This window comes from Pararhizobium sp. O133, from assembly GCF_051669845.1.
Taxonomy (GTDB): Bacteria; Pseudomonadota; Alphaproteobacteria; order Rhizobiales; family Rhizobiaceae; genus Pararhizobium.
Window position 1 is genome coordinate 166,414 of the sequence record NZ_CP196426.1, and the last position, 24,264, is coordinate 190,677.

The 24,264-nt window shown below is 61.7% G+C and carries 28 protein-coding genes; 11 read left to right on the forward strand and 17 right to left on the reverse strand.

Annotated elements, in window-relative coordinates; genetic code table 11:
• Window positions 1–363: 363 nt before the first annotated feature.
• On the reverse strand, window positions 364–1,347 hold the full coding sequence (gene mbfA / locus ACST81_RS00850) for an iron exporter MbfA (protein WP_438750914.1): 984 nt from the start codon (window positions 1,345–1,347) through the stop codon (window positions 364–366).
• Between the two features lie 113 nt (window positions 1,348–1,460).
• Here mbfA and ACST81_RS00855 point away from each other — a divergent pair, with 113 nt between their 5' ends.
• On the forward strand, window positions 1,461–2,303 hold the full coding sequence (locus ACST81_RS00855; RefSeq protein WP_438750915.1) for a lipo-like protein: 843 nt from the start codon (window positions 1,461–1,463) through the stop codon (window positions 2,301–2,303).
• Here the strand turns inward: ACST81_RS00855 and ACST81_RS00860 are convergent.
• The gene (locus tag ACST81_RS00860) at window positions 2,293–3,534 is read right to left on the reverse strand and encodes a class I SAM-dependent methyltransferase (protein ID WP_438750916.1); all 1,242 of its coding nucleotides are present in this window, start codon (window positions 3,532–3,534) and stop codon (window positions 2,293–2,295) included. The two genes, ACST81_RS00855 and ACST81_RS00860, sit on opposite strands and share 11 nt — an antisense overlap.
• Before the next feature lie 85 nt (window positions 3,535–3,619).
• Entirely contained in the window at window positions 3,620–4,507 is an 888-nt protein-coding gene (locus tag ACST81_RS00865) for an EamA family transporter (protein WP_438750917.1), read from the reverse strand.
• 202 nt (window positions 4,508–4,709) lie between these two features.
• On the opposite strand from ACST81_RS00865, the gene ACST81_RS00870 reads away from it, so the two are divergent.
• On the forward strand, window positions 4,710–4,961 hold the full coding sequence (locus tag ACST81_RS00870; RefSeq protein WP_438750918.1) for a GlsB/YeaQ/YmgE family stress response membrane protein: 252 nt from the start codon (window positions 4,710–4,712) through the stop codon (window positions 4,959–4,961).
• A gap of 19 nt (window positions 4,962–4,980) precedes the next feature.
• Complete coding sequence (locus ACST81_RS00875; RefSeq protein ID WP_438750919.1) at window positions 4,981–5,310, forward strand: hypothetical protein; 330 nt, start codon at window positions 4,981–4,983, stop codon at window positions 5,308–5,310.
• Window positions 5,311–5,402: 92 nt separating this feature from the next.
• Here the strand turns inward: ACST81_RS00875 and efp are convergent, their stop codons facing one another.
• Window positions 5,403–5,972, reverse strand: coding sequence for an elongation factor P (efp, locus tag ACST81_RS00880; RefSeq protein ID WP_438750920.1), 570 nt, complete (start codon window positions 5,970–5,972; stop codon window positions 5,403–5,405).
• A gap of 194 nt (window positions 5,973–6,166) precedes the next feature.
• Here efp and epmA point away from each other — a divergent pair, with 194 nt between their 5' ends.
• Entirely contained in the window at window positions 6,167–7,237 is a 1,071-nt protein-coding gene (epmA, locus tag ACST81_RS00885) for an EF-P lysine aminoacylase EpmA (RefSeq protein ID WP_438750921.1), read from the forward strand.
• Window positions 7,234–8,283 (forward strand): lysine-2,3-aminomutase-like protein, encoded by a 1,050-nt coding sequence (locus ACST81_RS00890; protein WP_438750922.1) that lies wholly within the window; start codon window positions 7,234–7,236, stop codon window positions 8,281–8,283. Before epmA ends, ACST81_RS00890 begins: the two co-directional genes overlap by 4 nt.
• Before the next feature lie 202 nt (window positions 8,284–8,485).
• On the opposite strand, the gene ACST81_RS00895 is transcribed toward ACST81_RS00890, so the two are convergent.
• Window positions 8,486–9,151 carry an OmpA family protein gene (locus tag ACST81_RS00895; protein WP_438750923.1) on the reverse strand — a complete coding sequence of 222 codons (666 nt, stop codon included), beginning with the start codon at window positions 9,149–9,151 and terminating at the stop codon, window positions 8,486–8,488.
• Window positions 9,152–9,375: 224 nt separating this feature from the next.
• A complete protein-coding gene (locus tag ACST81_RS00900; RefSeq protein WP_438750924.1) occupies window positions 9,376–9,735 on the reverse strand; it encodes a nuclear transport factor 2 family protein in 360 nt (119 codons plus the stop codon).
• Window positions 9,736–9,874: 139 nt separating this feature from the next.
• On the opposite strand from ACST81_RS00900, the gene ACST81_RS00905 reads away from it, so the two are divergent.
• Window positions 9,875–10,492, forward strand: a complete 618-nt coding sequence (locus ACST81_RS00905) for a hypothetical protein (protein WP_438750925.1) — start codon at window positions 9,875–9,877, stop codon at window positions 10,490–10,492.
• Here ACST81_RS00905 and ACST81_RS00910 read toward each other — a convergent pair.
• Both ACST81_RS00910 and ACST81_RS00915 read right to left on the reverse strand, forming a co-directional pair.
• Window positions 10,489–10,932 (reverse strand): GNAT family N-acetyltransferase, encoded by a 444-nt coding sequence (locus tag ACST81_RS00910; protein ID WP_438750926.1) that lies wholly within the window; start codon window positions 10,930–10,932, stop codon window positions 10,489–10,491. The genes ACST81_RS00905 and ACST81_RS00910 overlap by 4 nt on opposite strands.
• Window positions 10,933–10,950: 18 nt before the next feature.
• Window positions 10,951–11,901 (reverse strand): aldo/keto reductase, encoded by a 951-nt coding sequence (locus ACST81_RS00915; RefSeq protein ID WP_438750927.1) that lies wholly within the window; start codon window positions 11,899–11,901, stop codon window positions 10,951–10,953.
• A gap of 174 nt (window positions 11,902–12,075) precedes the next feature.
• On the opposite strand from ACST81_RS00915, the gene ACST81_RS00920 reads away from it, so the two are divergent.
• Complete coding sequence (locus ACST81_RS00920) at window positions 12,076–13,062, forward strand: Gfo/Idh/MocA family protein (protein ID WP_438750928.1); 987 nt, start codon at window positions 12,076–12,078, stop codon at window positions 13,060–13,062.
• Window positions 13,063–13,131: 69 nt separating this feature from the next.
• Here the strand turns inward: ACST81_RS00920 and ACST81_RS00925 are convergent, their stop codons facing one another.
• The 3 genes from ACST81_RS00925 to ACST81_RS00935 all read right to left on the reverse strand — a co-directional run bounded on the left by ACST81_RS00925 (window position 13,132) and on the right by ACST81_RS00935 (window position 14,846).
• A complete protein-coding gene (locus ACST81_RS00925; protein ID WP_438750929.1) occupies window positions 13,132–13,347 on the reverse strand; it encodes a hypothetical protein in 216 nt (71 codons plus the stop codon).
• Window positions 13,348–13,515: 168 nt separating this feature from the next.
• Entirely contained in the window at window positions 13,516–14,583 is a 1,068-nt protein-coding gene (locus ACST81_RS00930; protein ID WP_438750930.1) for a hypothetical protein, read from the reverse strand.
• Window positions 14,583–14,846 carry a spike base protein, RCAP_Rcc01079 family gene (locus ACST81_RS00935; RefSeq protein ID WP_438750931.1) on the reverse strand — a complete coding sequence of 88 codons (264 nt, stop codon included), beginning with the start codon at window positions 14,844–14,846 and terminating at the stop codon, window positions 14,583–14,585. Before ACST81_RS00935 ends, ACST81_RS00930 begins: the two co-directional genes overlap by 1 nt.
• Before the next feature lie 142 nt (window positions 14,847–14,988).
• Between ACST81_RS00935 and xseA the strand changes: the two genes are divergently transcribed.
• The 4 genes from xseA to ACST81_RS00955 all read left to right on the forward strand — a co-directional run bounded on the left by xseA (window position 14,989) and on the right by ACST81_RS00955 (window position 18,458).
• Window positions 14,989–16,581: an exodeoxyribonuclease VII large subunit gene (gene xseA / locus ACST81_RS00940; protein WP_438750933.1), complete on the forward strand. Its 1,593-nt coding sequence runs from the start codon at window positions 14,989–14,991 to the stop codon at window positions 16,579–16,581.
• Window position 16,582: 1 nt separating this feature from the next.
• A complete protein-coding gene (locus ACST81_RS00945; protein ID WP_438750934.1) occupies window positions 16,583–17,173 on the forward strand; it encodes an NAD(P)H-dependent oxidoreductase in 591 nt (196 codons plus the stop codon).
• Between the two features lie 73 nt (window positions 17,174–17,246).
• The gene (locus ACST81_RS00950) at window positions 17,247–17,597 is read left to right on the forward strand and encodes a MarR family transcriptional regulator (protein ID WP_438750935.1); all 351 of its coding nucleotides are present in this window, start codon (window positions 17,247–17,249) and stop codon (window positions 17,595–17,597) included.
• Window positions 17,598–17,603: 6 nt separating this feature from the next.
• The gene (locus ACST81_RS00955; protein ID WP_438750936.1) at window positions 17,604–18,458 is read left to right on the forward strand and encodes a C40 family peptidase; all 855 of its coding nucleotides are present in this window, start codon (window positions 17,604–17,606) and stop codon (window positions 18,456–18,458) included.
• Here ACST81_RS00955 and ACST81_RS00960 read toward each other — a convergent pair whose 3' ends face one another.
• From ACST81_RS00960 to ACST81_RS00985, 6 genes are all read right to left on the reverse strand, one after another.
• Window positions 18,459–19,418 (reverse strand): 2-hydroxyacid dehydrogenase, encoded by a 960-nt coding sequence (locus ACST81_RS00960; protein ID WP_438750937.1) that lies wholly within the window; start codon window positions 19,416–19,418, stop codon window positions 18,459–18,461.
• 10 nt (window positions 19,419–19,428) lie between these two features.
• Window positions 19,429–21,057: an ABC transporter ATP-binding protein gene (locus tag ACST81_RS00965; RefSeq protein ID WP_438750938.1), complete on the reverse strand. Its 1,629-nt coding sequence runs from the start codon at window positions 21,055–21,057 to the stop codon at window positions 19,429–19,431.
• Window positions 21,054–21,554, reverse strand: coding sequence for a type II toxin-antitoxin system VapC family toxin (locus ACST81_RS00970; RefSeq protein WP_438750939.1), 501 nt, complete (start codon window positions 21,552–21,554; stop codon window positions 21,054–21,056). Before ACST81_RS00970 ends, ACST81_RS00965 begins: the two co-directional genes overlap by 4 nt.
• Window positions 21,551–21,844, reverse strand: a complete 294-nt coding sequence (locus tag ACST81_RS00975) for a hypothetical protein (RefSeq protein ID WP_438750940.1) — start codon at window positions 21,842–21,844, stop codon at window positions 21,551–21,553. Before ACST81_RS00975 ends, ACST81_RS00970 begins: the two co-directional genes overlap by 4 nt.
• Before the next feature lie 76 nt (window positions 21,845–21,920).
• A complete protein-coding gene (locus ACST81_RS00980) occupies window positions 21,921–23,060 on the reverse strand; it encodes an ABC transporter permease (protein ID WP_438750941.1) in 1,140 nt (379 codons plus the stop codon).
• A complete protein-coding gene (locus ACST81_RS00985; protein WP_438750942.1) occupies window positions 23,060–24,154 on the reverse strand; it encodes a microcin C ABC transporter permease YejB in 1,095 nt (364 codons plus the stop codon). Before ACST81_RS00985 ends, ACST81_RS00980 begins: the two co-directional genes overlap by 1 nt.
• Window positions 24,155–24,264: the final 110 nt, after the last annotated feature.

Genomic DNA, 24,264 nt, shown 5'->3' on the forward strand with positions numbered 1-24,264 from the left:
CCGTCACAACGTCTCCCCCGGGTGTCCAAGCCCGGTTTGGTTGAGCCATGCAAGCCGCCCCACAAGGCGGTGCAGCGAGACGGGGTTGGCATTTGAAGGGGCTGGATACCCCGAAGAACGCCGAAGGCCACGCAAATGCGGAGCCATATACTAAAATTACCCGAGGTTTCGCATTTGCGTGCGCCCTCCGGATTTTCCAAACCGTGCCGCATCATCGGCGCGGACGCCTTGGCGTGGTCTTTGACAAACCGGACCGTCGTGCCGCTGACGGCCGAGGGCGCGCCACGCCAACGTCTGGTGGCAAGGACCGGCCAACGCCTCCCCTGAGGGGCACCTGAAGCCGTCGGGCGCTTCACCCTCGCCTCAGGCATTCCCGATCAGAACCCCCGCCGCCAGCACCAGGCTGCCGCCGATCACCACCTGGAAGGCGGCGCGCAGGAAGGGGGTTTCCATATATTTGTTCTGGATGAAGGCAATGGCCCAGAGTTCGAAGAAGACGATGATGCCGGCGGTGATGGTGGCCGTCCAGAAATGCGGGATGAGATAGGGCAGCGCGTGCCCGAGCCCGCCAACGGTCGTCATGATGCCGCAGGCAAGGCCGCGCTTGATCGGAGAGCCGCGGCCGGAAATCTTGCCGTCGTCATGGGCGGCCTCGGTGAAGCCCATGGAAATGCCGGCGCCGACAGAGGCCGAAAGACCAACGAGGAAGGTCTGCCAGGTGTCCTGCGTGGCGAAGGCGGCGGCAAAGATCGGGGCGAGCGTCGAGACGGACCCGTCCATCAGGCCGGCCAGACCGGGCTGCACATAGGTGAGGACCAACTGACGATGCGCCGTTTCATCCTCAGTGGTGCGAACATCCGCCGGCACATGGCGATCGATCAGCATGCGGGCGATATCCTCATGCCCCTGCTCGGCCAGCGCCAAGTCGCCCAGCAACTGGCGGGTCGAGGCATCCGATGTGTTCTTCGCCGCCTCGACATAGAAATTGTAGGCCTGCGTCTCCATCATCACCGCTTCACGGCGCATGGCGTCCAGTGTCTGGTTCTGGCGCAGCCAGTCCGGCTTGCGGGTCAGAAAACCGCTGACATGCTCGCGGCGGATCAGTGGGATATGCTCGCCGAAGCGGCGGCGATGCATGTCGATCAGCATGGTCTTGTGGGTGTTTTCCACCTGCGCCATGTCCTCGAACACCTCAGCGGAATCCGGGAAATCGGCCTTCAGCTTCTGCGCATAGGCAAGGTAGATGCGCCCGTCATCCTCTTCGGACGAGATTGCAAGCGCCAGAATCTCCTGTTCGGACAAAGCTGAGATCGGCCGCTTGAAGCGGGAGAGAAGGCGGGAAAACATGATGCGATAACCTAGTTTAGAATAATTCTAAAAATACGGTTGCATGCCGGAAAGGTCAAGGCGAAACGGCCGACTCGACAGCAAGCTGGATAACTTCCTAAAAGCATAGGACGATGAACCGCCGCGAAAGCCCTTCCCGCATGAACCCGTTCCTGACCAGCAAGGATACGATTCTCGACCGCATCGGCAGGCGGCTTGCCGAACGTCTCACCGCGCAGACGTCCGGTTACGAGCCCTATACGCCGTCGGATCCGGAAACCTTGGCGCGGACGCTGAGACCCGGCGACATCTTGCTGATCGAGGGCAATCACAAGGTTTCGGCGGCGATCAAGTATCTGACGCAATCGACCTGGTCTCACGCGGCCTTCTTTGCCGGCGATGAAATCCCGCTGACGCTCGACCAGGCGGCGCGCTCGGTCATCGATCGTCCGCAACTCGTCGAGGTCAATCTTGGCGAAGGCTGCGTCGCGGTGCCGCTCAGCAAATATTCCACCTACAACACCCGCATCTGCCGACCGATCGGGCTGACGCCCGACGATCGCGACGCGGTCGTCTCCTTCATGGTGTCGCGGCTCGGGCTGAAATACGACATGAAGAACATTTTCGACATGCTGCGCTACTTCATGCCGACGCCACCCGTTCCGGTGCGCCTTCGCCGCCGCATGCTGGCCTTCGGCTCGGGTGATCCAACGCGGGCGATCTGCTCGACGCTGATCGCGCAGGCCTTCGAACAGATCCGCTACCCCATCCTGCCGGAAATCACCCGCGCGCCCGGGCGGGCTGCCGCGACCTCGACCTTTTCACGGGCAGAGATCCTGCATATCCGCCACCACTCGCTCTATACGCCGCGCGACTTCGACCTCTCGCCCTATTTCGCCGTCGTCAAGCCGACCTTGGAATACGGCTTCGACTACAAGCGGCTGGAATGGGGAGCGGTGCCGCCGATTACAGGGTGATGTTCAGCGTCTGCTCCCGGACGATATAGGCCTTCTGCCGGTCCGTGATGTAGTCGCGCACGATCGGGGCGGCGTCGCGTGTCCGAGACAGCTGCATGTGGAACACGAGCTGGCTACCGGTGCGGAACATCATCTCGCAGCTGATCAGATAGAATTCCCACATGCGGGCAAAGCGCTCGTCATACATCTCCACGACCTTGTCGCGGTTCTTTTCGAAGCGCTCGACCCAGTGCGCCAGCGTCGTCGCATAGTGGACGCGCAGGAACTCGAGGTCACTGACCCAGAGATGGTTTTGCTCCACTACCTGGAAAACCTCGGACAGCGCCGGCGAATAGGCGCCGGGGAAGATATACTTGCGCAGCCAGGCGCTCGCCATGCCGGGCGGGCTCATATGGCCGATCGAATGCAGCACGGCGACACCATCGTCCGGCATCAGCGCATTCAGCTTCTTGAAGAATTCGTCGTAATGGCTGACGCCGACATGTTCGAACATGCCGACCGAGACGATCCGGTCGAAGGTCTCGGTGACATCGCGATAATCACGCAACTCGAAACGCACCCGGCCCTCGAGCCCGGCATCCTTGGCGCGCTGTGTGGCAAGCGCCTGCTGCTCCTTCGACAGCGTGACGCCGAGAACCTCGACATCTTCGAGCTGGGCGAGATAGAGCGCCAGATCGCCCCAGCCGCAGCCGATGTCGAGCACCTTCATGCCCGGGCGCAGGCAGAGTTTGGAGGCCAGCAGCCGTAGCTTGTTGCGCTGCGCCTGTTCCAGCGTCTCGTCCGGATCGCGGAAATAGGCGCAGGAATAGAGCATGTTGTCATCGAGAAACAGCTTATAGAATTCGTTGCCGAGATCGTAGTGGTGGGCGACGTTGCGCTGCGCCTCGCCCTTGACGTTGGACTGCTGGCGGTTGCGAAAGCGCATCTTGATGGCGCGCAGCACCTTCTGGATCGGATAGGAGCCGAGCGACAGACGGTTGATCGAGAACAGCGTCAGGAAATCCTTGAGCGTCGAGCCGTTCTCGAACAGCAGCGTGCCGTCCATATAGGCCTCTCCGGCGGCCAGTTCGGAATTGAAGACGAGCGTGCGGTAGAGTTTAGGGTCCGTCAGCCGCATGGTGACTTCCGGGCCGGGTTCGCCGGAGAAGACATGCGATTTGCCATCCGCGTCAATGACCGTCAGTTGGCCCTTGCGGATGAAGGCTTTCATCATATGCGACAGTGGAAACATGCACACCTCGAATTGAAAAGCGACGCTTGCGAAGCGGCACTCTATCACCGGGTTTTCAAAATGCGCGTCCCAATTTCGTGAAAGTTCAACGACCGGTGGCAGTCGCTCCGGCACTCGCCGCGACCACGAGCAGGGTGCCGGCGACCTGCAGCGCCGTCATCGGCTGGCTGAGCACAATGAAGCCGGCAAGGGCGCCGAGCGCGGGCTCGAGGCTCATCAGGATGCCGAAGGAGGACGTGCTCATGCGGCGCAGGGCGATCATCTCCAGGGCATACGGAATGAGCGGCACAAGCAGCGCCAGCCAGGCAACGGTGAAGACGCCTTCGATCGTCATGCGTTGGACGTCGAAAAGCCCGAAGGGCGTGGCGACGATGGCGGCGACGATCAGTGACATCGACAGGCCCTGCAGCCCCTCGAAGGCGCTGCCAGCCTTCTTCATAAGGATGATATAGAGGCCCCAGCCGGTCGCCGCGCCAAAGGCGAAGAGAATGCCGGTGGGATCACCGATCCAGCCATTGCCGTCATGGGCGAGCAACAGGACGCCAGCCCCGGCGATCAGCGGCCAGACGAGCCGCCAGCCGAGGCCGAAGGCGAAGGTGGCAACAGTGAGCGGACCGAGAAAATCGATGGCCACGGCAAGGCCGAGCGGAATGCGCTCGATGGCCGCGAAAAAACACAGCGTCATGCCGGCCATTGATGCCCCGAGCACGCCGGCGGTCTGCCACTGCGCTCGCGTATAGCGCAGGATCGGCGGTCGCACGACGATGGCAAGCAGCGCCGCCGCCCACAACAGCCGCAACCAGGTGGTGCCGGATGGTCCATAGGCGGCGATCGCCGGCGCCGAGAAGGCTGAGCCGAACTGCACGCTGGACATGGACAGAAGACACATCAGGCCGCCGCTCAGCGCCGCAGCTGTTCCCGTCGTCAAAGGCGCCGTTGCCGCCGGCACCGTCGTGTTTGCTGACTGATCCATGATGTCGTCCTCCGGGCAGCGATGTGCGTCGCTTCCTTGGCTCTAGCGAACAGCGGCCAGCCGTTCAAATTCATATTTATGGGGTGAGCATAAGGTCATTTGATGCTGGAACGCTCGTGGACCGGAGCAGGCACCGGGAACATTCCGCCCTTCCGCTCGTTATGCATGCCAACAAAGGTGAAATTTCAAGCGAGGACAAGACATGGACGTGAATGGCGTTGGCTGGATTGCAGCGATCATCATCGGCGGGTTAGCCGGATGGCTGGCGGAACAGTTCATGAAGTCCAATATGGGCGTGTTCATGAACATCATTCTCGGCATTATCGGCGCGGTCGTGCTCAATGCCATCCTCGCATTTGCCGGCATGGGCTTCACCGGCTGGCTCGCCTACCTGATCATCGGCTTCATCGGAGCCTGTATCCTGATCGCCATCGGGCGCGCGGTGCGCCGTTAGCCCTTGAAGGAGAGAACCGATGCTGACATTCGCAGCCGAAGGCAATGGACAGGGGCAGTTGGAGATCAACGGCCAGTCGCAGCCGGTGTCCTACGAGTTGGTTGAAGCGCGCGAGGAGGATGACAGCCGGCAGGTTCGCATTCGTCTTCATGCGCCGCGCGACTGGCTGATGAAGCAGGGTTTCAACGGTGAAGCGGTGCTGGTACGCAACAATGGTTCAAGGATCGCCGTGCGTCGTGAAGGCGGGGTCGGTGTTGACGACACGGTCGCGGTGACGCTGGAAGGATATGACGACAGCCGTCTGGATGCGGACGACGTGGCCGACGCCTACCCGGAATTGAAACACTAGCTTTTAAAGTTTGCGGCGGAAACGGAAACGGGCGCGATGCGAGGTCGCGCCCGTTTTCATGTATCCGGAGAAACCATCCCCAAGGGACGAAATCAATCCTTGGCGCGTTCGACGTAGGACGCGTCTTCCGTCAGGATGACGATACGGGTACCAGCGCCGATATGCGGCGGTACCATGGTGCGCACGCCATTCGTCAAGATGGCCGGCTTGTAGGACGACGACGCCGTCTGGCCCTTGACGACCGGCTCGGTTTCGGCGACTTCCAGCGTCATGCGGGTCGGAAGCTCGATGGCAAGGCAAATGCCCTCGAACATCTTCAGCTGAACGGACATGCCTTCCTGGAGGTAAGCCTTATCGTCACCGATGACGTCGGGCGAAACCGCGACCTGATCGTAGCTTTCCGGGTTCATGAAATGGAAGCCTTCGCCATCTTCGTAGAGGAAGGTATGGTCGCGATCCTCAACGAAAGCGCGCTCGACCTGTTCCGTCGTGCGCCAACGCTCCGACACCTTGACGCCGTCGGAAATGCGGCGCATGTCGACCTGGGTGACAGGCGTGCCCTTGCCGGGGTGGAAGTTCGCGGCGGTCAGAACGGCATAGAGCTTGCCGTCGACTTCGAGGACGTTGCCCTTGCGGACGGAGGAGGCGATTACCTTGACCATAAGTCTTCCTTGTAACTGAGCTTGATGCGTCGTAGAGGAGCGCGGAAATGCGCGTCAAAGACGCCAGAATGCGTTTTCGGGCCGCACCTATCCTATATCCGGGCAAATTGCCAGTGTGACGGTGGATCGAGCCGGAAGAAACCGTACAATTGCCGTAAAAATCAAGCCTGACCGAGAAGATGGAACCACTCTCCATGCCAGCCGCATCCCCCTGGTGGACGCCCGATGTTCATGCCGATCGGCGCGGCTTTCTTCTCGGCCGCAACCGGATTCAGGCGGCGTTGCGCGGATTTTTCGCCGCGCGCGACTTCGTCGAAGTCGATACGGCGACCCTGCAGGTCTCGCCCGGCAATGAGGCGCATCTACACGCCTTCGCCACGTCCGCCATCAATCATGATGGCAGCACGGCGCCGCTCTATCTGCACACCTCGCCGGAATTTGCCTGCAAGAAGCTGCTGGCGGCCGGCGAAGAGCGCATTGCCTGTTTCGCCCATGTCTACCGCAACCGCGAACGCGGACCGTTGCACCATCCAGAATTCACCATGCTCGAATGGTACCGGGCAGGCGAAAATTACGAGACACTAATGGCCGACTGCGCCGCGATCCTGGCGCTTGCGGCCGAGACGGGCGGCGCGAAACAGCTGACTTATCGCGACCGGCAGGCTGATCCGTTCGCGGAGCCTGAGCGCATCACGGTCGCGGAAGCCTTCGACCGCTTTGCCGGCATCGATCTTCTGGCCTCGATCGACAGGACGGGGGACACCGACCGCGACCGGTTGGCCGACGCACTGCGTTCCGCCGGGTTGCGGGTGGCGGAGGACGACACCTGGGCGGATCTGTTCAGCCGGGTTATCGTCGAAAAGGTCGAGCCCAATCTCGGCCATGGCCGCGCGACGATCCTCTATGAATATCCCATTGCCGAGGCAGCACTGGCGCGCCCCACACGACATGATCCGCGCGTTGCCGAGCGGTTCGAACTCTATGCCTGCGGTGTCGAGCTTGCCAATGCCTTCGGCGAACTCACCGATCCCACCGAGCAGCGCCGCCGTTTTCAGATGGAAATGACCGAGAAGACCCGCGTCTATGGCGAAACCTATCCGCTCGACGAGGATTTCCTCGCCGCACTTGCCATCATGCCGCAGGCGAGTGGCAGTGCGCTGGGCTTCGACCGGCTGGTGATGCTGGCAACGGGCGCACCGCGTATCGACCACGTCATCTGGGCGCCGGTCGCCGAGACGGACCCTCATGATGGAGGGCGTGCATGACGGCGCTTCGCTCGCTGAAAACCATTGCCGACCTGGAAGAGGCAGGACTGGTTTCCGCCGAACAACGGCCCGGGCTGGAGGCTGTTGCCGAGCACTATGCCGTCGCCGTGACGCCGGCCATCGCCGCGCTGATCGATCGGAACGATGAGAACGACCCCATCGCCCGCCAGTTCGTGCCCGACGCCGCCGAACTTCTGCGCCTGCCGGAAGAGCGCGAGGACCCGATCGGCGACGCGGCCCACAGCCCGGTCGAAGGCATCGTGCATCGTTATCCGGATCGCGTTTTGCTGAAAGCCGTGCATGTCTGCCCGGTCTATTGCCGCTTCTGCTTCCGCCGCGAAATGGTCGGTCCGCAAGGGCTCGGCACACTTGCATCGCAGGCGATGGATACGGCCTTCGCCTATATCGCTGCCCATCCGGAAATCTGGGAAGTCATCCTGACGGGTGGCGACCCGCTGGTGCTTTCACCCCGGCGGCTGGCAGCGATCATGGAACGGCTGGCGTCGATCGATCACGTCAAGATCGTTCGCTTCCACACCCGCGTGCCGGTGGTCGAGCCGGAGCGGGTCGATGCAGCGCTAATCGATGCATTGAAAGCCAGCAGCAAGACGACCTATCTCGCCCTGCACGCCAATCATCCCCGTGAACTGACAGCGTCGGCGAAGGCCGCCTGCGCACGTCTGGTGGACAGTGGCGTGGTGATGGTCAGCCAGTCGGTGCTATTGAAGGGCGTCAACGACGATGCCGAGACGTTGGCTTCACTGATGCGGACCTTTGTCGAAAACCGGATCAAGCCCTATTACCTGCATCATCCGGATTTGGCGCCCGGCACGAGCCATTTCCGCCTGTCGATCGAAGAAGGCCAGGCGCTCGTCGCAGCATTGCGTGGCCGCGTCTCCGGCCTTTGCCAGCCGACCTATATCCTTGACATCCCCGGCGGCCACGGCAAGGCCGTGATCAGTGCCTCGACAATCGAAGATAATGGCGGCGGGTGCTTCTCCGTGACCGATTTCAGGGGCGAGGGACACGATTACGTGTCGAAGTGATTGGGCCGCCTCTTCTTCCCAGCGGGGAGAAGTGCCGAGCGGATACGAGGCGATGAGGGGGCGACGGCGTTAGCCGGCGCGAGCGGCACACTCAAATGGTGGCCTTCGGCCCCCTCATCCGGCCCTTCGGGCCACCTTCTCCCCGCTGGGGAGAAGAGGGAATGCGCCGCTGGGTCGCGCCATTACATACTCAAAACCGCGATCAGCCTTCCTTGATCGGGGCGATCGAGATTTCGACGCGGCGGTTCTGGGCGCGGCCAGCCGGGCTGGCATTCGATGCGATCGGACGATCCGGGCCATAGCCAACGGCGGACATGCGACGCTGGTCGACGCCGCGCGAACCGAGATAGTTGGCGACCGTGATGGCGCGGCGTTCCGAAAGGCCCTGGTTGTGGCTGGCACTGCCGGTCGAATCGGTGTGGCCGTCTACGTCGATCAGAGTCTTGTTGAACTTGCGCAGGACGATGGCGACGGAATCGAGCGTCGGATAGGCATTCGGATTCAACTGGTCCTGGTCGGTGCCGAAGGTGATGTTTTCCGGCATGTTAAGGACGATGCGATCGCCGACGCGGGTGACCGAGACGCCGGTGCTCTGCAGTTGGGCGCGCAGTTCGGATTCCTGGCTGTCCATGTAATTGCCGATCAGGCCGCCGCCGAGTGCGCCGATACCGGCGCCAACCAGCGCCGCATCACGCCGGCCGGCCGCACTGCCGCCAACCAAAAGGCCGGTCGCGGCGCCAAGGCCCGCGCCGATCAGCGCGCCGCCAGCGGTGTTCGACATCTTCTGCTGGCCCGTATACGGGTCGGTGGTGGTGCAGCCGGACAAATAAACCGCGGCAATGGCCAGGACGGCGAATTTCTTGATCATGGAATCAGAGGTCCCCAATGGTGTTGTTCCGTTTCATACTAACGATTGCGGCAGGAAGATGAAGAGGGCGTGTCGGTTTGCTGCACTTTCAGAGGCTGGCATGTCTCCGAATATCTGTCAGGTATGTTTCAAGGCTCTACAAACAGGTCCGGGATGACGGGCTTCCGTGATTTTCCATACCAGAATGCGCACAATTTCGAAGGAGACCCGCGCCTCCTCACCACTTATCGATGCAAATGGTATAGCTTGTTGACGATTACCCAGCGGCCGTCGATCTTGAGCAATGACAGGTAATCGGTGAACCGCATGCCGGCGAACTCATCGGCGACCTTCACGAAGGCGGCGTCGCCTTCGATGTCGGTGATTTCGATGTCCATCAGCGGCTGGGTTCCGGGCGGTGCCGGCGGTTCGGCGAGGATGGCAGCGATGAAATCGTCGCGCGACATCCATTCGACGGCACCCTCGTAATTGCCGATGATCTTGGCATCGGGATGAAAGGCTTTGCGCAGCGCCGCCTCGTTGCAGAACGCCATGCCATCGACATAGAGATGGACGACCGCGCCAATGGACTGAATGTCGGACATTCGCGAACCTCTCTTGCTGTGCCGGGAAGTCTATCATGGTAGCGAGAGGTAGCAAGGATCGAGCGCCCGAAGAATGTTCACGAAACGGGTGGCGTGGACGGCTGCCGGGACCTAATCTTCCTGAAAAAGGAGGAGCCTGATGAAGAAGCCGGGATCGATGCGGGCGCTGGAGGATATGGGGCGGGCGCGGCTGTCGGAGAGTTTCTTCCTGCGCGATTTCCTGCATTCGGAAATCGCCGACTTCTACGGCATGCCGAACATTCCCGACGATCCGGAGCTTGCGATCGAGGCCGGCACGAAGCTCTGCGGCGAACTGCTGGAGCCCCTGCAGCGCACGTTCGGGCGGCTACATATCCGCTCCGGCTATCGATCGCGCTCGGTCAACGATTTCGGCAACAGGAACAAACTGAACTGCTCGACCAATGGGGCAACCGCCGCCGACCATATCTGGGACATGCGCGACGCCGACGGTTGCATGGGGGCGACCGCCTGCATCGTCGTTCCCTGGATCTGGGACCGGCGCGAGACCCTTGTGGGCTGGCAGTCGCTTGCCTGGTGGATTCATGACCACCTGCCCTATGCCTCGCTCTGCTTCTTTCCGAAACTCTGGGCGTTCAACATCCAGTGGCATGAGCGACCGCTGCGGCGCATCAGCAGCTATGTCGCGCCAGGCGGCGTGCTGACCAAGGCCGGCATGGCCAACCAGACCGGCAGCCATGCGGAATTTTACCAGAGCCTTCCTGATCCGAAACCTTAAAAGCTCATGCGGTAGCGGACGTGACCGTCGGCCTCGGTATATTGGTCATACAGCTTGCGGGCGGTCTCGTTGCCCTCGTCGGTATGCCAGTAGAGCCGCGCCCAGCCGCTTGTCCTGGCCTTCTCGACGAGATCGTCCAGCAGCGCCTTGCCGATACCCCTGCCGCGCGCCGCCTCGTCGAGGAACAGGTCTTCCAGGTAGCACACCGGCTCCTTCACCCAGGTCGCCTCGTGCAGCAGGCAGATGGCAAAGCCGACGACATCGCCATCGAGCACCGCGACGCGCATGAACAACGGCGTGGTTGGATCGATGATCCGCGCCCAGGTGGTCGATGTCACCTCGAGCGACACCGCCACGCGGTAGAAGGCGACATAACCGGCCCAGAGGCGCCGCCAGTCTGCTTCGTCTCCCGGCTGAGCGTCACGAATTTCAACGGTCATTCCCGATCCTCCCGCCACTCATTCGCTGGCTTCGTTGAGCAGCCGGCATGCCTCATCCGACAGGTTGACAGTGGCGGATTTCACCAGGCTTTCAAGCTGGGTGAGGCTGGTGGCGCTGGCGATCGGCGCCGTCACGCCCTTGCGCGCCATGACCCAAGCGAGTGCGATCTCGGCCTGCGTATTGCCGGTCGCCGCCGCCACCTCGTCCAGCGCGCCGAGGATGCGCATGCCGCGCCCATCGAGATACTTGCCGACGCCACCGCCACGCACCGAGCCCTCAAGATCCTTGTGCGACCGGTACTTGCCCGACAGGAAGCCGGAGGCGAGGCTGTAGTAGGTAATGACGCCGATCTCCTCGGCGATGCAGAGATTGCGCAGCGCACCGTCGAAGGAGGCGCGGTCGTAGAGATTATATTCCGGTTGCAGCACGTCGTAGCGCGACAGGCCGTTGGCGGCCGACACATCCAGTGCCGCGCGCAGTTGCGATGCATTGAGGTTGGAGGCGCCGACATGGCGGACCTTGCCCTGGCTCAGCAGCTTGTCATAGGCACCGAGCGTCTCGTCATACGGCGTGTCCGCATCCGGCCAGTGCGACAGGTAGAGATCGATGTGATCGGTCTCAAGCCGCCGCAGCGAATCCTCTACCGCCTGCAGGATCCAGCGCTCCGACAGGCCTTTGCGCCCCTCGCCCATGTCCGAGCCGACCTTGGTGATGATGACCACCTCGTCGCGGGCACGGCCCGACTGTTTCAGCCATTTGCCGACGATGGTCTCGGATTCGCCGCCCGAATTGTCCGGCGCCCAGGAAGAATAGACATCCGCGGTATCGATGGCATTGAAACCCGCGCCGACGAAACCGTCGAGCAACTGGAAAGAGGTCTTCTCATCCGCGGTCCAGCCGAAGACATTGCCGCCGAAAACCAGTGGCGCGATGGACAGGCCGGTGCGGCCGAGGGTTCGCTTTTCCATGGGGTCGCTCCAAGATGGTGGGAGATTGCTGCAAAGGGAGGGTAAAGTCTGCCCCATCGACATAGGCGCCGTACAGCGTTTTTACATGGTCGCGGAAACTTTATTCGCGAGCCGCGGCTTGATGGGCACGTACCTCATCGCTAGTGTGCGGCCAGCAAAACGGGAGGACACATCATGTTGCGTTTCGGTATTCTGTCGACGGCCAAGATCGGCCGCGAACTTGTCGTTCCCGCCATTCAGGACGCGGAAAACTGCGTCGTGACGGCGATTGCCAGCCGCGATCTCGACAAGGCCCGCGCCATGGCCGACCGTTTCTCGGTACCGCATGCCTTCGGCTCCTACGAGGACATGCTGGCCTCCGACGTCATCGACGCCGTCTATATTCCGCTGCCGACCTCGCAGCATGTGGAATGGACCATCAAGGCCGCCAATGCCGGCAAGCATGTGCTCTGCGAAAAACCGATTGCGTTGAAGGCGTCGGAAATCGGAGCGTTGATCGAGGCGCGCGATCGCAACAAGGTGCTGGTGTCGGAAGCCTATATGGTCACCTACAGCCCTGTCTGGCGGAAAGTCCGCTCGCTGCTGCAGGAAGGCGCGATCGGCAAGCTGCGCCATGTGCAGGGCGCCTTCACCTATTACAACCGCGACGCCGGCAATATGCGCAACATGCCGGAACTCGGCGGCGGCGGCCTGCCCGATATCGGCGTCTATCCGACGATCTCGACCCGTTTCGTCACCGGCAAGGAGCCGATCCGCGTCCAGGCCAATACTGATCGCGACCCGGAATTCGGCACCGACATCTATTCGAGCGTCCGCGCGGATTTCGGCGATTTCGAACTGAGCTTCTATATCTCCACCCAGCTTGCCGCCCGACAGGTTATGGTCTTCCACGGCGAACAGGGCTTCATCGAGGTCAAGTCTCCGTTCAACGCCGATCGATATGGCGCGGAGGAACTGGAACTGACCAACCAGAACCATTCACAATCGCAACTCTTCCGCTTCCAGGACGCGCGCCAGTACAAGCTGGAGGCAGAGGCGTTTTCACGCGCGGCAAAGGGCGAGGCGGAAGAAGTCGTGACGCTGGAAAGCTCGGTGAACAACCAGAAACTGATCGATGCGATCTACCGCGCCAGCGAGAAGGACGGCTGGGAACCGGTCTGAACCGGTTCAAGCCAAAGGAACCCGCCGGTTAACCTCGGCGGGTTGCAATCTGCGGAAAACTCCAGCGGATTACATGGATCGGCGCGCTGTTGTCGCGAGGGCCGCGACCATGGTCGCCGCGATGCCGGCATTATAACCAAGCAAAGCCAGACCAAGTGCGGTCAACGACACCGAGCCGACCAGCGCCGCCAGCGCAAAGGCTGCGATGATCAGGCAGCCCGCCAAGACATAACACGCCACCGACCGTGCGGCGCTCGACAGAAGCCCGATTGCAAATGCGGTCAAGATAATCATCCGACCCCTTTCAGTGATCAACCTAATACCGAAATATTGCACCAGGCTCGCTAAATTTCGTTTAATCCTCTGGAAATTTAAAATGGAGACAACCCGCGAAAAGTTGCATGCATCGATCTCACATTCGCGTGAGATGAGATCAACTTGGTTCTCCGCCCGTCAGGTGTAGACGATCGCCCTCGCCTGGATCGATGCGTTCGTGGCACGAAACGGCCAGATCACCAGGCTGTCGTAACGGCCGGATGCGGCAAAGCCTGCCTGATTGCGCCCGAGATAGACCTGCCCCGTTACGGTCGGAACAATCGCATCGGAATTGACAGCCGCGCCGTTATAACTGCCGCTTCGTCCCGTGCCGCTCCATCCCAGACCGGTACCGCAGGCCGGTAAGGGTGTCGTGACCGCCGCCAGGACCAGCGTGTTGCCGCTCAGAATGCTCGTCTGCGCCGTGTTGAGCCGGATCAGCTCATCACCGGAACCGGCACCGACCAGACGGCCAAGAGATCCTGAAAGCCCCTGCGTCTTCACGACGAGTGTCGCGGCACTGCGCTGGACCAGTGCCTCGCCGATGGCGGAAAGCCGGCAGCTGTCGGCGCTTCGCGTCGCCGCCGCCCCGGCTGTCTGCACGAAGGAACTGGCGACCGCGCCGGTTTCCACCTGCGCGCGGCTGAGCGTGCCGGAGGCGGTCAGCGTCAGGCTGGTCGTCGATGCGGTGAAGGTCAATGCCGAGGCCTGCGTCACCGTTCCCGTCGCGGCACCCGACAAAGCCAGCGAACCACTGCCACGGCAGGAGACAGTGTACTGGCTGCCATTGGTGACCGCGACGGTCTGGGTTGCCGGAGCGAAGGAATTGAGAAACAGGTTCGTCGCCGCGCCTTCCAGCAGAAGCTGCCGCTGGCCGTTTCGATAGTCGAAGCGCGGCGTATCGACTGCCGCCTGCTGCGCCATGCCCGCCGCGTCGAGATATTCTGCCACGGAAGCCCGCGTGAAGGAAAACAGGTCGGTGAAAGCCACCGACTGCGGCACGATCAGGGCATCGACCGTTGCGGCCGCGATATTGCCCAGCGCGACGGGGGTCAGGGCATACCGATCCCGGCGAAAATCCGCGATGAAGGCCGGCGCTTTCGACACGCTGTCGGTAGCATCCACAATAGTGAAGACAGAGCCGGAGAACCACGCATTCGCGGACGCCGCGAGACCGATGCCGGAATTGAAGCCGAACGATCCCATCAGACGAGCCCCACGATGCTGCCGGCGGTGGTGCCGGTGGCCAGAACCCGATCTGCGCGCAGTGGCAGGATGCTGCCGGCCGAAACGCCGGCGAAGGTCACCGTCTGGCCGGACAGCAGCCGTACGGCGAGCGTCCCGCCCGCGCCGACATAGATTGCCCGTGTTACCTCGGAGAGATCGAGCGTGTCGTTGGGCGTGACGGAAAAACCATGCGTGGCAGGGCTGGTCAGGGAGGGAATGTTGCTGGCGAAACGGTCGGGCATCGGCTTGTCCTGTGCGTTGGTTGACGTTGCCGACATGATGCGCACGGTTTGGCGTGGCGGGGACGAACGGGGATGATGAAAGGCCTGTTGAGGGCCGATACGACGTCTGGCCATTCGCGGCGCGGCGCTGCAAAATGACCTCATGAGCTCGTTCTTCGAATCCGATTCGCCTTCCAATCTCGCCGAATATTCGGTCTCGGAACTGTCCGGCTCCATCAAGCGGACGGTCGAGCAGGCTTTCGACCAGGTGCGCGTGCGCGGTGAAATTTCCGGTTATCGCGGCCCGCATTCCTCGGGCCATGCCTATTTTTCCCTCAAGGACGACAAGGCGCGGATCGACGCGGTCATCTGGAAGGGGACGATGGGCAGGCTGAAGTTTCGCCCTGAGGAAGGCATGGAGGTCATCGCCACCGGCAAGGTGACGACTTTCCCCGGGTCCTCCAAATACCAGATCGTCATCGAGACGCTGGAACCGGCCGGCGCCGGGGCGCTGATGGCGCTAATGGAGGAGCGCAAGCGCAAGCTGGCGGCCGAGGGCTTGTTCGATCAGGCACGCAAGCGCCCCCTGCCCTACATGCCGCGCGTGATTGGCGTCGTCACCTCGCCGACCGGCGCCGTCATCCGCGATATTTTGCACCGGATTTCCGATCGCTTCCCCGTCCATGTCATCGTCTGGCCCGTACGGGTGCAGGGCGAGGGATCAGGCAACGAGGTCGCGGCGGCCATCGAAGGTTTCAACGCGTTTCCCGCCGGCGGGCCGATCGCCCGGCCGGACGTGCTGATCGTTGCGCGCGGCGGCGGCAGTCTGGAGGATCTCTGGAGCTTCAACGACGAGGCCGTGGTGCGGGCCGCCGCGAATTCACAAATCCCGCTGATCTCCGCCGTTGGCCATGAAACCGACTGGACGCTGATCGACCATGCCAGCGACCAGCGTGCACCCACCCCGACCGGCGCCGCCGAAATGGCCGTGCCGGTGAAGGCCGATCTCGAAGCCAGCATTGCCACCCTTTCCGCCCGGTTGAAATCCGCGGTGGGACGGCAGATGGACAACCGGCGCCAGAGCGTGCGCGCCCTCACACGCGCCTTGCCCTCGCTCGACCAGCTTCTCGCACTGCCACGCCGCCGTTTCGACGAAGCGGCCGGCGGATTGGGACGCGGACTGCAGATGAACACCGCCAACAAGCGCCGCCTATTCGAGCGCGCGGCGGCACATCTTCGACCGGACGTACTATCGAACCGCATCAACGAGCGGCGGCAGAAGCTTTCCGAGCGCATGATCCGCGCCGAGCGCATCGTCGAGCGGTTGATCCAGCGCTCTGGATCTCGCGTCTCTTCCGCCGACGCCGCCCTGCGCACGCTGCCGGCGCGATTGCTGAGCCAGATTCACCGTTCGCAGGACCGGCTGAGCGGCCTTGCGGGCCGGGCCGATAGCGCGCTGATAGCCGATCTCAGGCGTCGACGCAGTACGGTCGCAGCGCAGGATCGTATTCTTCAATCGCTGTCTTATCGCAATGTGCTGAAGCGCGGCTATGCACTGGTTCGCGACGATGCCGGCCTGCCGGTCAAATCCGCCGCCGCCCTGTCGCTAAACCAGACAATCGCGCTCGAATTCGCCGATGGGTCGATCAATGCGGTAACGACCGAGGGCGGGGCTTCCCCACTTCCTCAGCCCGCGAAGAAACGGCCCGAGAAACCCGCTCCGGCAACTCCGCCCCGACAGGGCAGTCTGTTCTAGGATGCGCATCCTCCTCGTTCTCGCCCATCCCCTTTCCGACAGTTTCGCGGCAGCCGTCGCCGACACGGCCAAGGCCGCGCTGGAAGCGAACGGCCATGCCGTCGATCTGCTCGACCTCTACCACGAGGATTTCGATCCTCGCCTGAGCGAAGCCGAGCGGCGCGGCTATTTCGACACGCCCTATGACACGAGTGCCGTCGAGGATATCGTTGCGCGGCTCAGGGCCGCCGACGGACTGATCCTCGTCTTTCCGCAATGGTGGTTCAATTTCCCGGCGATCCTCAAAGGTTTCTTCGACCGGGTCTTCGCGCCCGGCGTCGCCTTCGATCACGACAAGGCCGGCGGACGCATCATCCCGCGCCTGACGAATATCAAGCTCCTCTGGGCGCTGACCACAACGGGTTCGCCCTGGTGGATCGTCAGGCTTTACATGGGTAATCCAGTCCAGCGCCTCCTCAAACGCGGCATCGCCGCCTTCTGCGCCAAGGACGTCAAATTCCGTATGCTGTCCCTGCACGACATGGACCGTGCGACACCGACCCGGCGCACGGCACATCTGGAGCGCGTGAAAAAGGCTGTCTCCAGGATTTGAGGCTGCACCGAAAGAAACGGTTCCGTAACAATCTCGGCGCTAAAATGCGCTTGGATTGAACCGAGGGCCTCCGATGCCGGTCGAACTATCAGCGTCGCAAGCCTTGAGCCTCTGGCACAGCGTCTCGCTCGAACAGGTGCGGATCGACAACCGCGACCTGACGCTTCGTCAGATTTCCATTCTGCTGCATATCTACCTCGTGCCTCCGCCGCACACCGTGCGCGGACTGGCCGCCATCCTCGGAGTGACAAAGCCCGTCATCACCCGCGCACTGGACACGATGGGCGATATCGGCCTCGTCAACAGGACGCGCGACGAGCGTGATCGGCGCAACGTGATCATCAAACGCACCGTCGAGGGTGCGCTTTATCTTGAAAAACTTGGCGATCTGATCATTGATCAGGGGCGCAAACTATCTATCTGAGAACCGATGTCTGATCTTCCCGACCGCCGGCTGAATGCCTATCGTCCCGATCTCGCCGAAGAGCGCCTGCGCGGCTTCGTTGAAGCGCCGCATTATGTCTCAGGCTCCGCGGGCGTGATCTGCGTGCCCGTCGTGCAGATGCGCGCGCGCCCCGAACTCGAATGCGGCACCGATACCGAGCTTCTTTTGGGCGAGACCGTGCGCGTGCTCGACACTAGCGGCGGTTGGGCCTGGGTGAAGGCGGATTTCGATGGCTATGTAGGTTATATCCCCGACTATGCGGTATCGCCGGTGCTGCGCAGCCTGACCCATATCGTCACCGCGCCGCGCACCTTCATTTATACCGGACCCGACCTGAAATTTCCGACCGTCCAGGCCCTATCGATGGGCAACCGTATCGCCGTCATCGACGAACGCGAAACACGGGGAACGCGCTATTTCCTGCTGGAGGGCGGACAGGCCGTCATTGCCGGTCATTGTGCCGAAGTCGGAAAGCCGCTTTCCGGCGATTATGTGGATATTGCCGCGCGGTTTCTCGAAACACCCTACCTCTGGGGCGGACGCTCCGGGTTCGGGATCGATTGCTCTGGCCTGGTGCAACTGTCGATGATGATGACCGGTCGGACCGCGCCGCGTGATACCGACATGCAGGCGAAACAGCTCGGCACCGAGATCGCGCGCGAGGAGCTGCGCCGGGGCGACCTCGTCTTCTGGAAGGGTCATGTAGCGATCATGGAAGACGACAGGACCCTGTTGCACGCCAACGGTCATACGATGACCGTGTCGCACGAGGGGCTGGAAGAATCGATCCAACGGATCGGCTGGCTCTACAACAGACCGACGGGCTATCGCCGGCCCTGATCAGTAGCCGGCTGTGCGATCGACCGTATGCTCAAGCGGCAGGCCGTTTTCGAAGCGTTCGATCTGGCGTTCGACAGCGACGAACAGGGCCTTGACGTCCGAGGATGCCGCCACGTGCGGCGTCACATAGACGTTTTCCATACCCCAGAACGGGCTGTCCTTGGCGAGCGGCTCCTGCTCGAACACATCGAGCGAGGCGCCGCCGAGGGTGCCGGACCTAAGCGCCGTCAGCACATCGGCCTCGACCTGGCTGCCGCCACGTCCGCCATTGATGAAGACCGGCGCGCCGATCACGCCTTTGCGGCTGAGCCTCGAAAACAGAGAGGCATTGAAGATGCCCTTCGTTTCCGGCGTCAGCGGTAGCAGGCCGACCAGAAAATCGGTCTTGCCGAGGAAGGCATCAAGTTGAGCTTCATCGAAAGTTTCGACGCCGTCGGTCACCTTCTTCGAGCGCGACCAGCCGATCGTCTTGAAGCCCATGACGCGCAACTTGGCGATCGCATCCTGGCCGAGCACGCCGAGACCCATGACGCCGACGGTGATCTCGGCGGCTTCCGGCTGGCTGAGGTCTTCCCAGACATGTGCTTTCGCACGCGCCTCATAGGCATGGTGCTGGCGCAGGTGCAGGAGGCAGTTCATCACCACCCATTCGCTCATCCGCGTCGTCAGACTGCGATCGACGAAACGGACCAGCGGCACATTGGGCAACCCCGGAAGCTTCAGCACATGATCGACACCGGCGCCGCCGGAAAACACGACCTTCAGGTCGGTGGCGCGCGAAAACAGGTCCGGATCGGACTTCCAGACGACGGCATAATCGATGCCGCTGAGATCGCGGCCCTCGTGAATGGGATCGGCGAGATTGATGACTTCGCGGCCGGAGAACGCCCCCTTCAGCCCGTCCTCTACTTCTTTCGGGATGAATTTCAGGTCGACGATGACGGGGCTCTTGGTGGGCATGATCGAAACTCTACTGGTGAACGGCGGGCACGTTGACGGCCTTCATGTCGAAAGCGGCAGCCATCAGCGCCTTGGTATAATCTTGCTGCGGCGCGGTGAAGATGCGTTCCGACGGTCCCTGCTCCACCACCTTGCCCTGGCGCATGACGATCATGTCATTGGCAAGCGCCCGGACAACCTTGAGGTCATGGCTGATGAAGAGATAGGCGAGCGCATGTTTCGCCTGCAGGTCACGCAGCAGATCGACCACCTGCGCCTGCACGCTCATATCCAGAGCGGACGTTGGCTCGTCCAGCATGACGAATTGCGGCTTCAGCACCATGGCACGCGCAATGGCGATGCGCTGGCGCTGGCCACCGGAAAATTCATGCGGATACCGCCAGCGGGTAGAAGCATCCAGCCCGACCTCCTCGAGCGCTGCCGCTACGCGGGCATCGCGTTCCTTTTCGGACAGCGACGGCTCGTGAACCTTCAATCCCTCCGCGACGATGTCGCTGACGGCCATGCGGGGGCTGAGAGAGCCGAACGGATCCTGGAAGACGATCTGCATCCGGTTGCGCAACGGGCGCATCTGCTTGAACGAATAGTCCTCTATGTGATTGCCGATGAAGCTGACGCGGCCCTGGGACGAGATCAGCCGGGTGAGCGCCAGGCCGAGCGTCGTCTTGCCCGAGCCCGACTCGCCGACGACGCCGAGCGTCTGGCCAGCCCTGAGCGTCAGGTCGATGCCATCGACGGCTTTGACATGATCAACGACCTTGCGCAGGAAACCCGCCTTGATCGGGAACCAGACCTTCATGTCCTTGGCCTCGATCACCACCGGCTTCGACGGATCGGAAACGGGTGGGGCGCCCCTGGGCTCGGACGCCAGCAGATGACGCGTATACTCGTGCTGCGGATTGGCGAAAATCTCGGATGTCGGTCCGGTCTCTACGATCTTGCCTTTGGTCATGACGCAGACCCTGTCGGCGATCTTGCGGACGATGCCGAGGTCATGGGTGATGAACAGCATCGACATGCCGTGCTCGTCCTTGAGCGTCTTCAAAAGCTCGAGGATCTGCGCCTGGACGGTGACGTCGAGCGCCGTCGTCGGTTCGTCGGCGATGAGCAGTTCCGGCCGGTTGGCAAGCGCCATGGCGATCATCACGCGCTGGCGCTGGCCGCCGGACAGTTCGTGCGGATAGGCGGCGAGACGCTTTTCCGGCTCGCGAATGCCGACCTGATTGAGCAGTTCGAGCACACGGGCTCGGGCAGCGGCCCCGGTGATGCCCTGATGCAGATCGAGAATTTCGGCGATCTGCCGCTCGATCGAATGCAGCGGGTTGAGCGATGTCATCGGCTCCTGGAAGATCATCGTGATGTCGTTGCCGCGCACATGGCGCAGTTCCGCGTCCGACGCCTTCATCAGGTCCTTGCCGTTGAAGACGATCTCGCCGCCGGGATGACTAGCGGCCGGATAGGGCAAGAGCTTCAGGATGGAATTGGCCGATACCGATTTTCCCGAGCCGGACTCGCCAACCAGCGCGACGACCTCGCCGCGCTTGATATCGAAGGAGATACTATCCACCGCCATCGATGTCTTGCCCCCCTGATGGAAGGCGACGGAGAGGTTGCGCACGGAGAGGAGTGTGTCTGTCATGAGGTCAGGCTTTGTAGGAGAGAGGTGAGTGTCGGCTCATCGGGCCGGATGACGTGAATGGATGGAGCTTTTCTTGCTGATGCGGGTCGCCAATTAATGATCTCGATCTGGCCGGACAATCCCTCGTCTGCGGTGAGAAAATGCGAACATCCTGCCGCCATCGCTGCCGAAAGGTGGATGGCGTCCGGCAGCTTGAGGTTCCTGTAGCGTGCCCGCAGTTCGGCGGCATTCAAGAGGACAAGTCGCGAAATCGCCAGAACGTCGAGCCACTCGCTCGTCACGACGAAGCTTTCATATTGCTCGATGGCGATATCATCGGCATGCCTGTAGGGCTTCACAAGAAGCTCCGAAAGGACGAGTTCGCTGGTAACAAGCCATGAATTAGCAGCAGATGCGCCGGCGAAGATCGCCGAAAGGAGATCGCTTCGAGGCCCCTTCTCCTCAAAAGCATAGATGAAGATGTTCGTATCGAGATAAATCCTCGCAAACGACGTCATTCATCGTCCCATTCGTCACGCAATTTTCGAATTCGCGATACGGCCTCATCGGGATCGACGGAGGGGCGGCCCAGCGCCTTGTAGCGCCGTATTGCTTCGACCGCTTCCTGTGCGGTCATAGGCACCCGCTCCGGCAACTCGAAACCAACGAAACCCGAAAAGTGCTCTTTGTCCTGCTCCGGTTCTGCCACTTCAATGACGATGCGAACCTCGGCGTCCAGGGACAAGCCTTCCCGCAAATCATCTGGAAGACTTGAGACCGGATAATGTTCGCGCACGATCTTGTTCATGGCCGCAGTTCCTGTTCACGGTCGCCTTCGCCGCGACTGTAATGCAGACCGGCCCGAATTGCGAGTTCAGCGCACCTCACCGGAACGTCTTCCTTGGATCGAACGCGTCGCGGGCCGCTTCGCCGATGAAGATCAGGAGGGACAGCATGACCGACATGACGACGAAGGCGGTGAGGCCGAGCCAGGGCGCCTGCAGGTTGGACTTGCCCTGGGCGATCAGTTCGCCGAGCGAGGCGGAGCCCGGCGGCATGCCGAAGCCGAGAAAATCCAGCGAAGTCAGCGTGGTGATCGAGCCCGACAGGATGAATGGCAGGAAGGTCAGCGTCGCCACCATGGCATTGGGCAGGAGATGGCGGAACATGATCGTCCGGTTGTTGACGCCGAGAGCCCGGGCCGCGCGCACATATTCGAAATTCCGGGCACGCAGGAATTCGGCCCGCACGATACCGACGAAGCCGACCCAGGAGAACAAAAGCATGATGCCGAGCAGCACGAAGAAGCCCGGCGGCAGGATCGCCGCGATGATCAGCAGAATGTAGAGAACCGGCATGGATGACCAGATTTCGATGAAGCGCTGCATAAGCAGATCCGTCCAGCCACCAAAATAACCCTGAACGGCGCCGGCGCTCACACCGACGATCGCCGATGCGATGGTGAGCGCCAGACCGAACAGGACGGAGATACGGAAACCGTAGATCATGCGCGCAGTCACGTCGCGGGCTTGGTCGTCAGTCCCCAGCCAGTTGAGATTGCCCAGTGTACAGGCGGGATCGTCGGCCCCTTGCGGATAACCGGAGCAGCGCTCCTGGCTGTCCATCAGCCAGAAGGGCGCCGTCGGCGCGGAATGCGGGATGTTGGAATTGGCCGTCTGGTAGGAATAGCGGATCGGTGGCCAGATCATCCAGCCATTGGCCTCGATCTCGTCACGGATGAAATCGGACCTATAGTCGGTCTGGGCCAGGAAGCCGCCGAATTTTTCCTCCGGATAATCAATCAGCACCGGCACGAGGATTTCGCCCTTGTAAGACGCAAGAACCGGCTTGTCGTTGGCGATGAATTCCGCGCAAAGGCTCAGGCCGAACAGCACCAGGAAGATCCAGAAGGACCAGTAGCCCCGGCGGTTGGCCTTGAAGTTTTCCCAGCGGCGGCGGTTGACCGGAGATAGACGGCCGGGCGTACCGGTGACGATGGCCGGGTTGGCGGTCATGTCGGCCATCAGACATCCCTCCGGTCGAAATCGATGCGCGGATCGACCCAGGTATAGATCAGATCCGACAGGAGACCGACCAGCAGGCCCATCAGCGAAAAGATGTAGAGGGTCGCGAACACGATTGGATAGTCCCGCTTGACAATGGCGTCATAACCGAGCCGGCCGAGGCCATCGAGCGAGAAGATATATTCGGTCAACAGCGACCCGGTGAAGAAGGCGGTAATGAAGGCTGCCGGAAAGCCGGCAATGATGATCAGCATGGCATTGCGGAACACATGGCCGTAAAGCACCTGCCGTTCATTCAGGCCCTTGGCCCTTGCCGTCGTGACATATTGCTTCTTGATCTCGTCGATAAAGGAATTCTTGGTCAAAAGCGTCGTGGTCGCGAAGGCCGACAACAGCAGCGTGATCAGCGGCAGCGTCATGTGCCAGAAATAATCGAGGATCTTCTGCCACCAGTTCAGCTGGTAGAAATTGTCGGAAACGATGCCGCGCAACGGAAACCAGTCGAAGAAGGAACCGCCGGCGAACAGCACGATCAAGAGGATCCCGAACAGGAAACCCGGCACTGCATAGCCGACGATGATGATGCCCGAGGTCCAGACATCGAAGGTCGAGCCGTCCGATATGGCCTTCTTGATGCCGAGCGGAATGGAAATGGCGTAGGAGAACAATAGTATCCAGAGTCCGAGCGAAATCGACACCGGCAGCTTGTCGAGGATGAGATCGACGACCGAGGTATTACGGAAGAAGCTTTCACCGAAATCAAAGCGGATATAGTTCCACATCATCTGGCCGAAGCGCTCCAGCGGCGGCTTGTCGAAGCCGAACTGCTTTTCCAGCTTCTTGATGAAATCCGGATCGAGACCCTGGGCACCGCGATATTTTCCCGACGATTCCTCGCCACCGAACTGCTGTCCGGCCAGATCGCTGCCGCCGCCTGAGAGACGGTCGCCACCCTGGTTCTGGCCCGTCAGATCGGCGATCACCTGCTCGACCGGGCCGCCGGGCGCGAACTGGATGACGGCGAAGGAAATGGCCATGATCCCGACGATCGTCGGGATCATCAGCAGCAGCCGGCGCAGGATATAGGCGCCCATCAGATTTGCTCCCCGGTCTGCCCTGTCATCCGATCCGATCCGCTGTTAGCGGCAACCCGCCTCATCGTCGTCAATCCGCTGATCTCCTTCAGGGCGCCAGCTGAAACCGG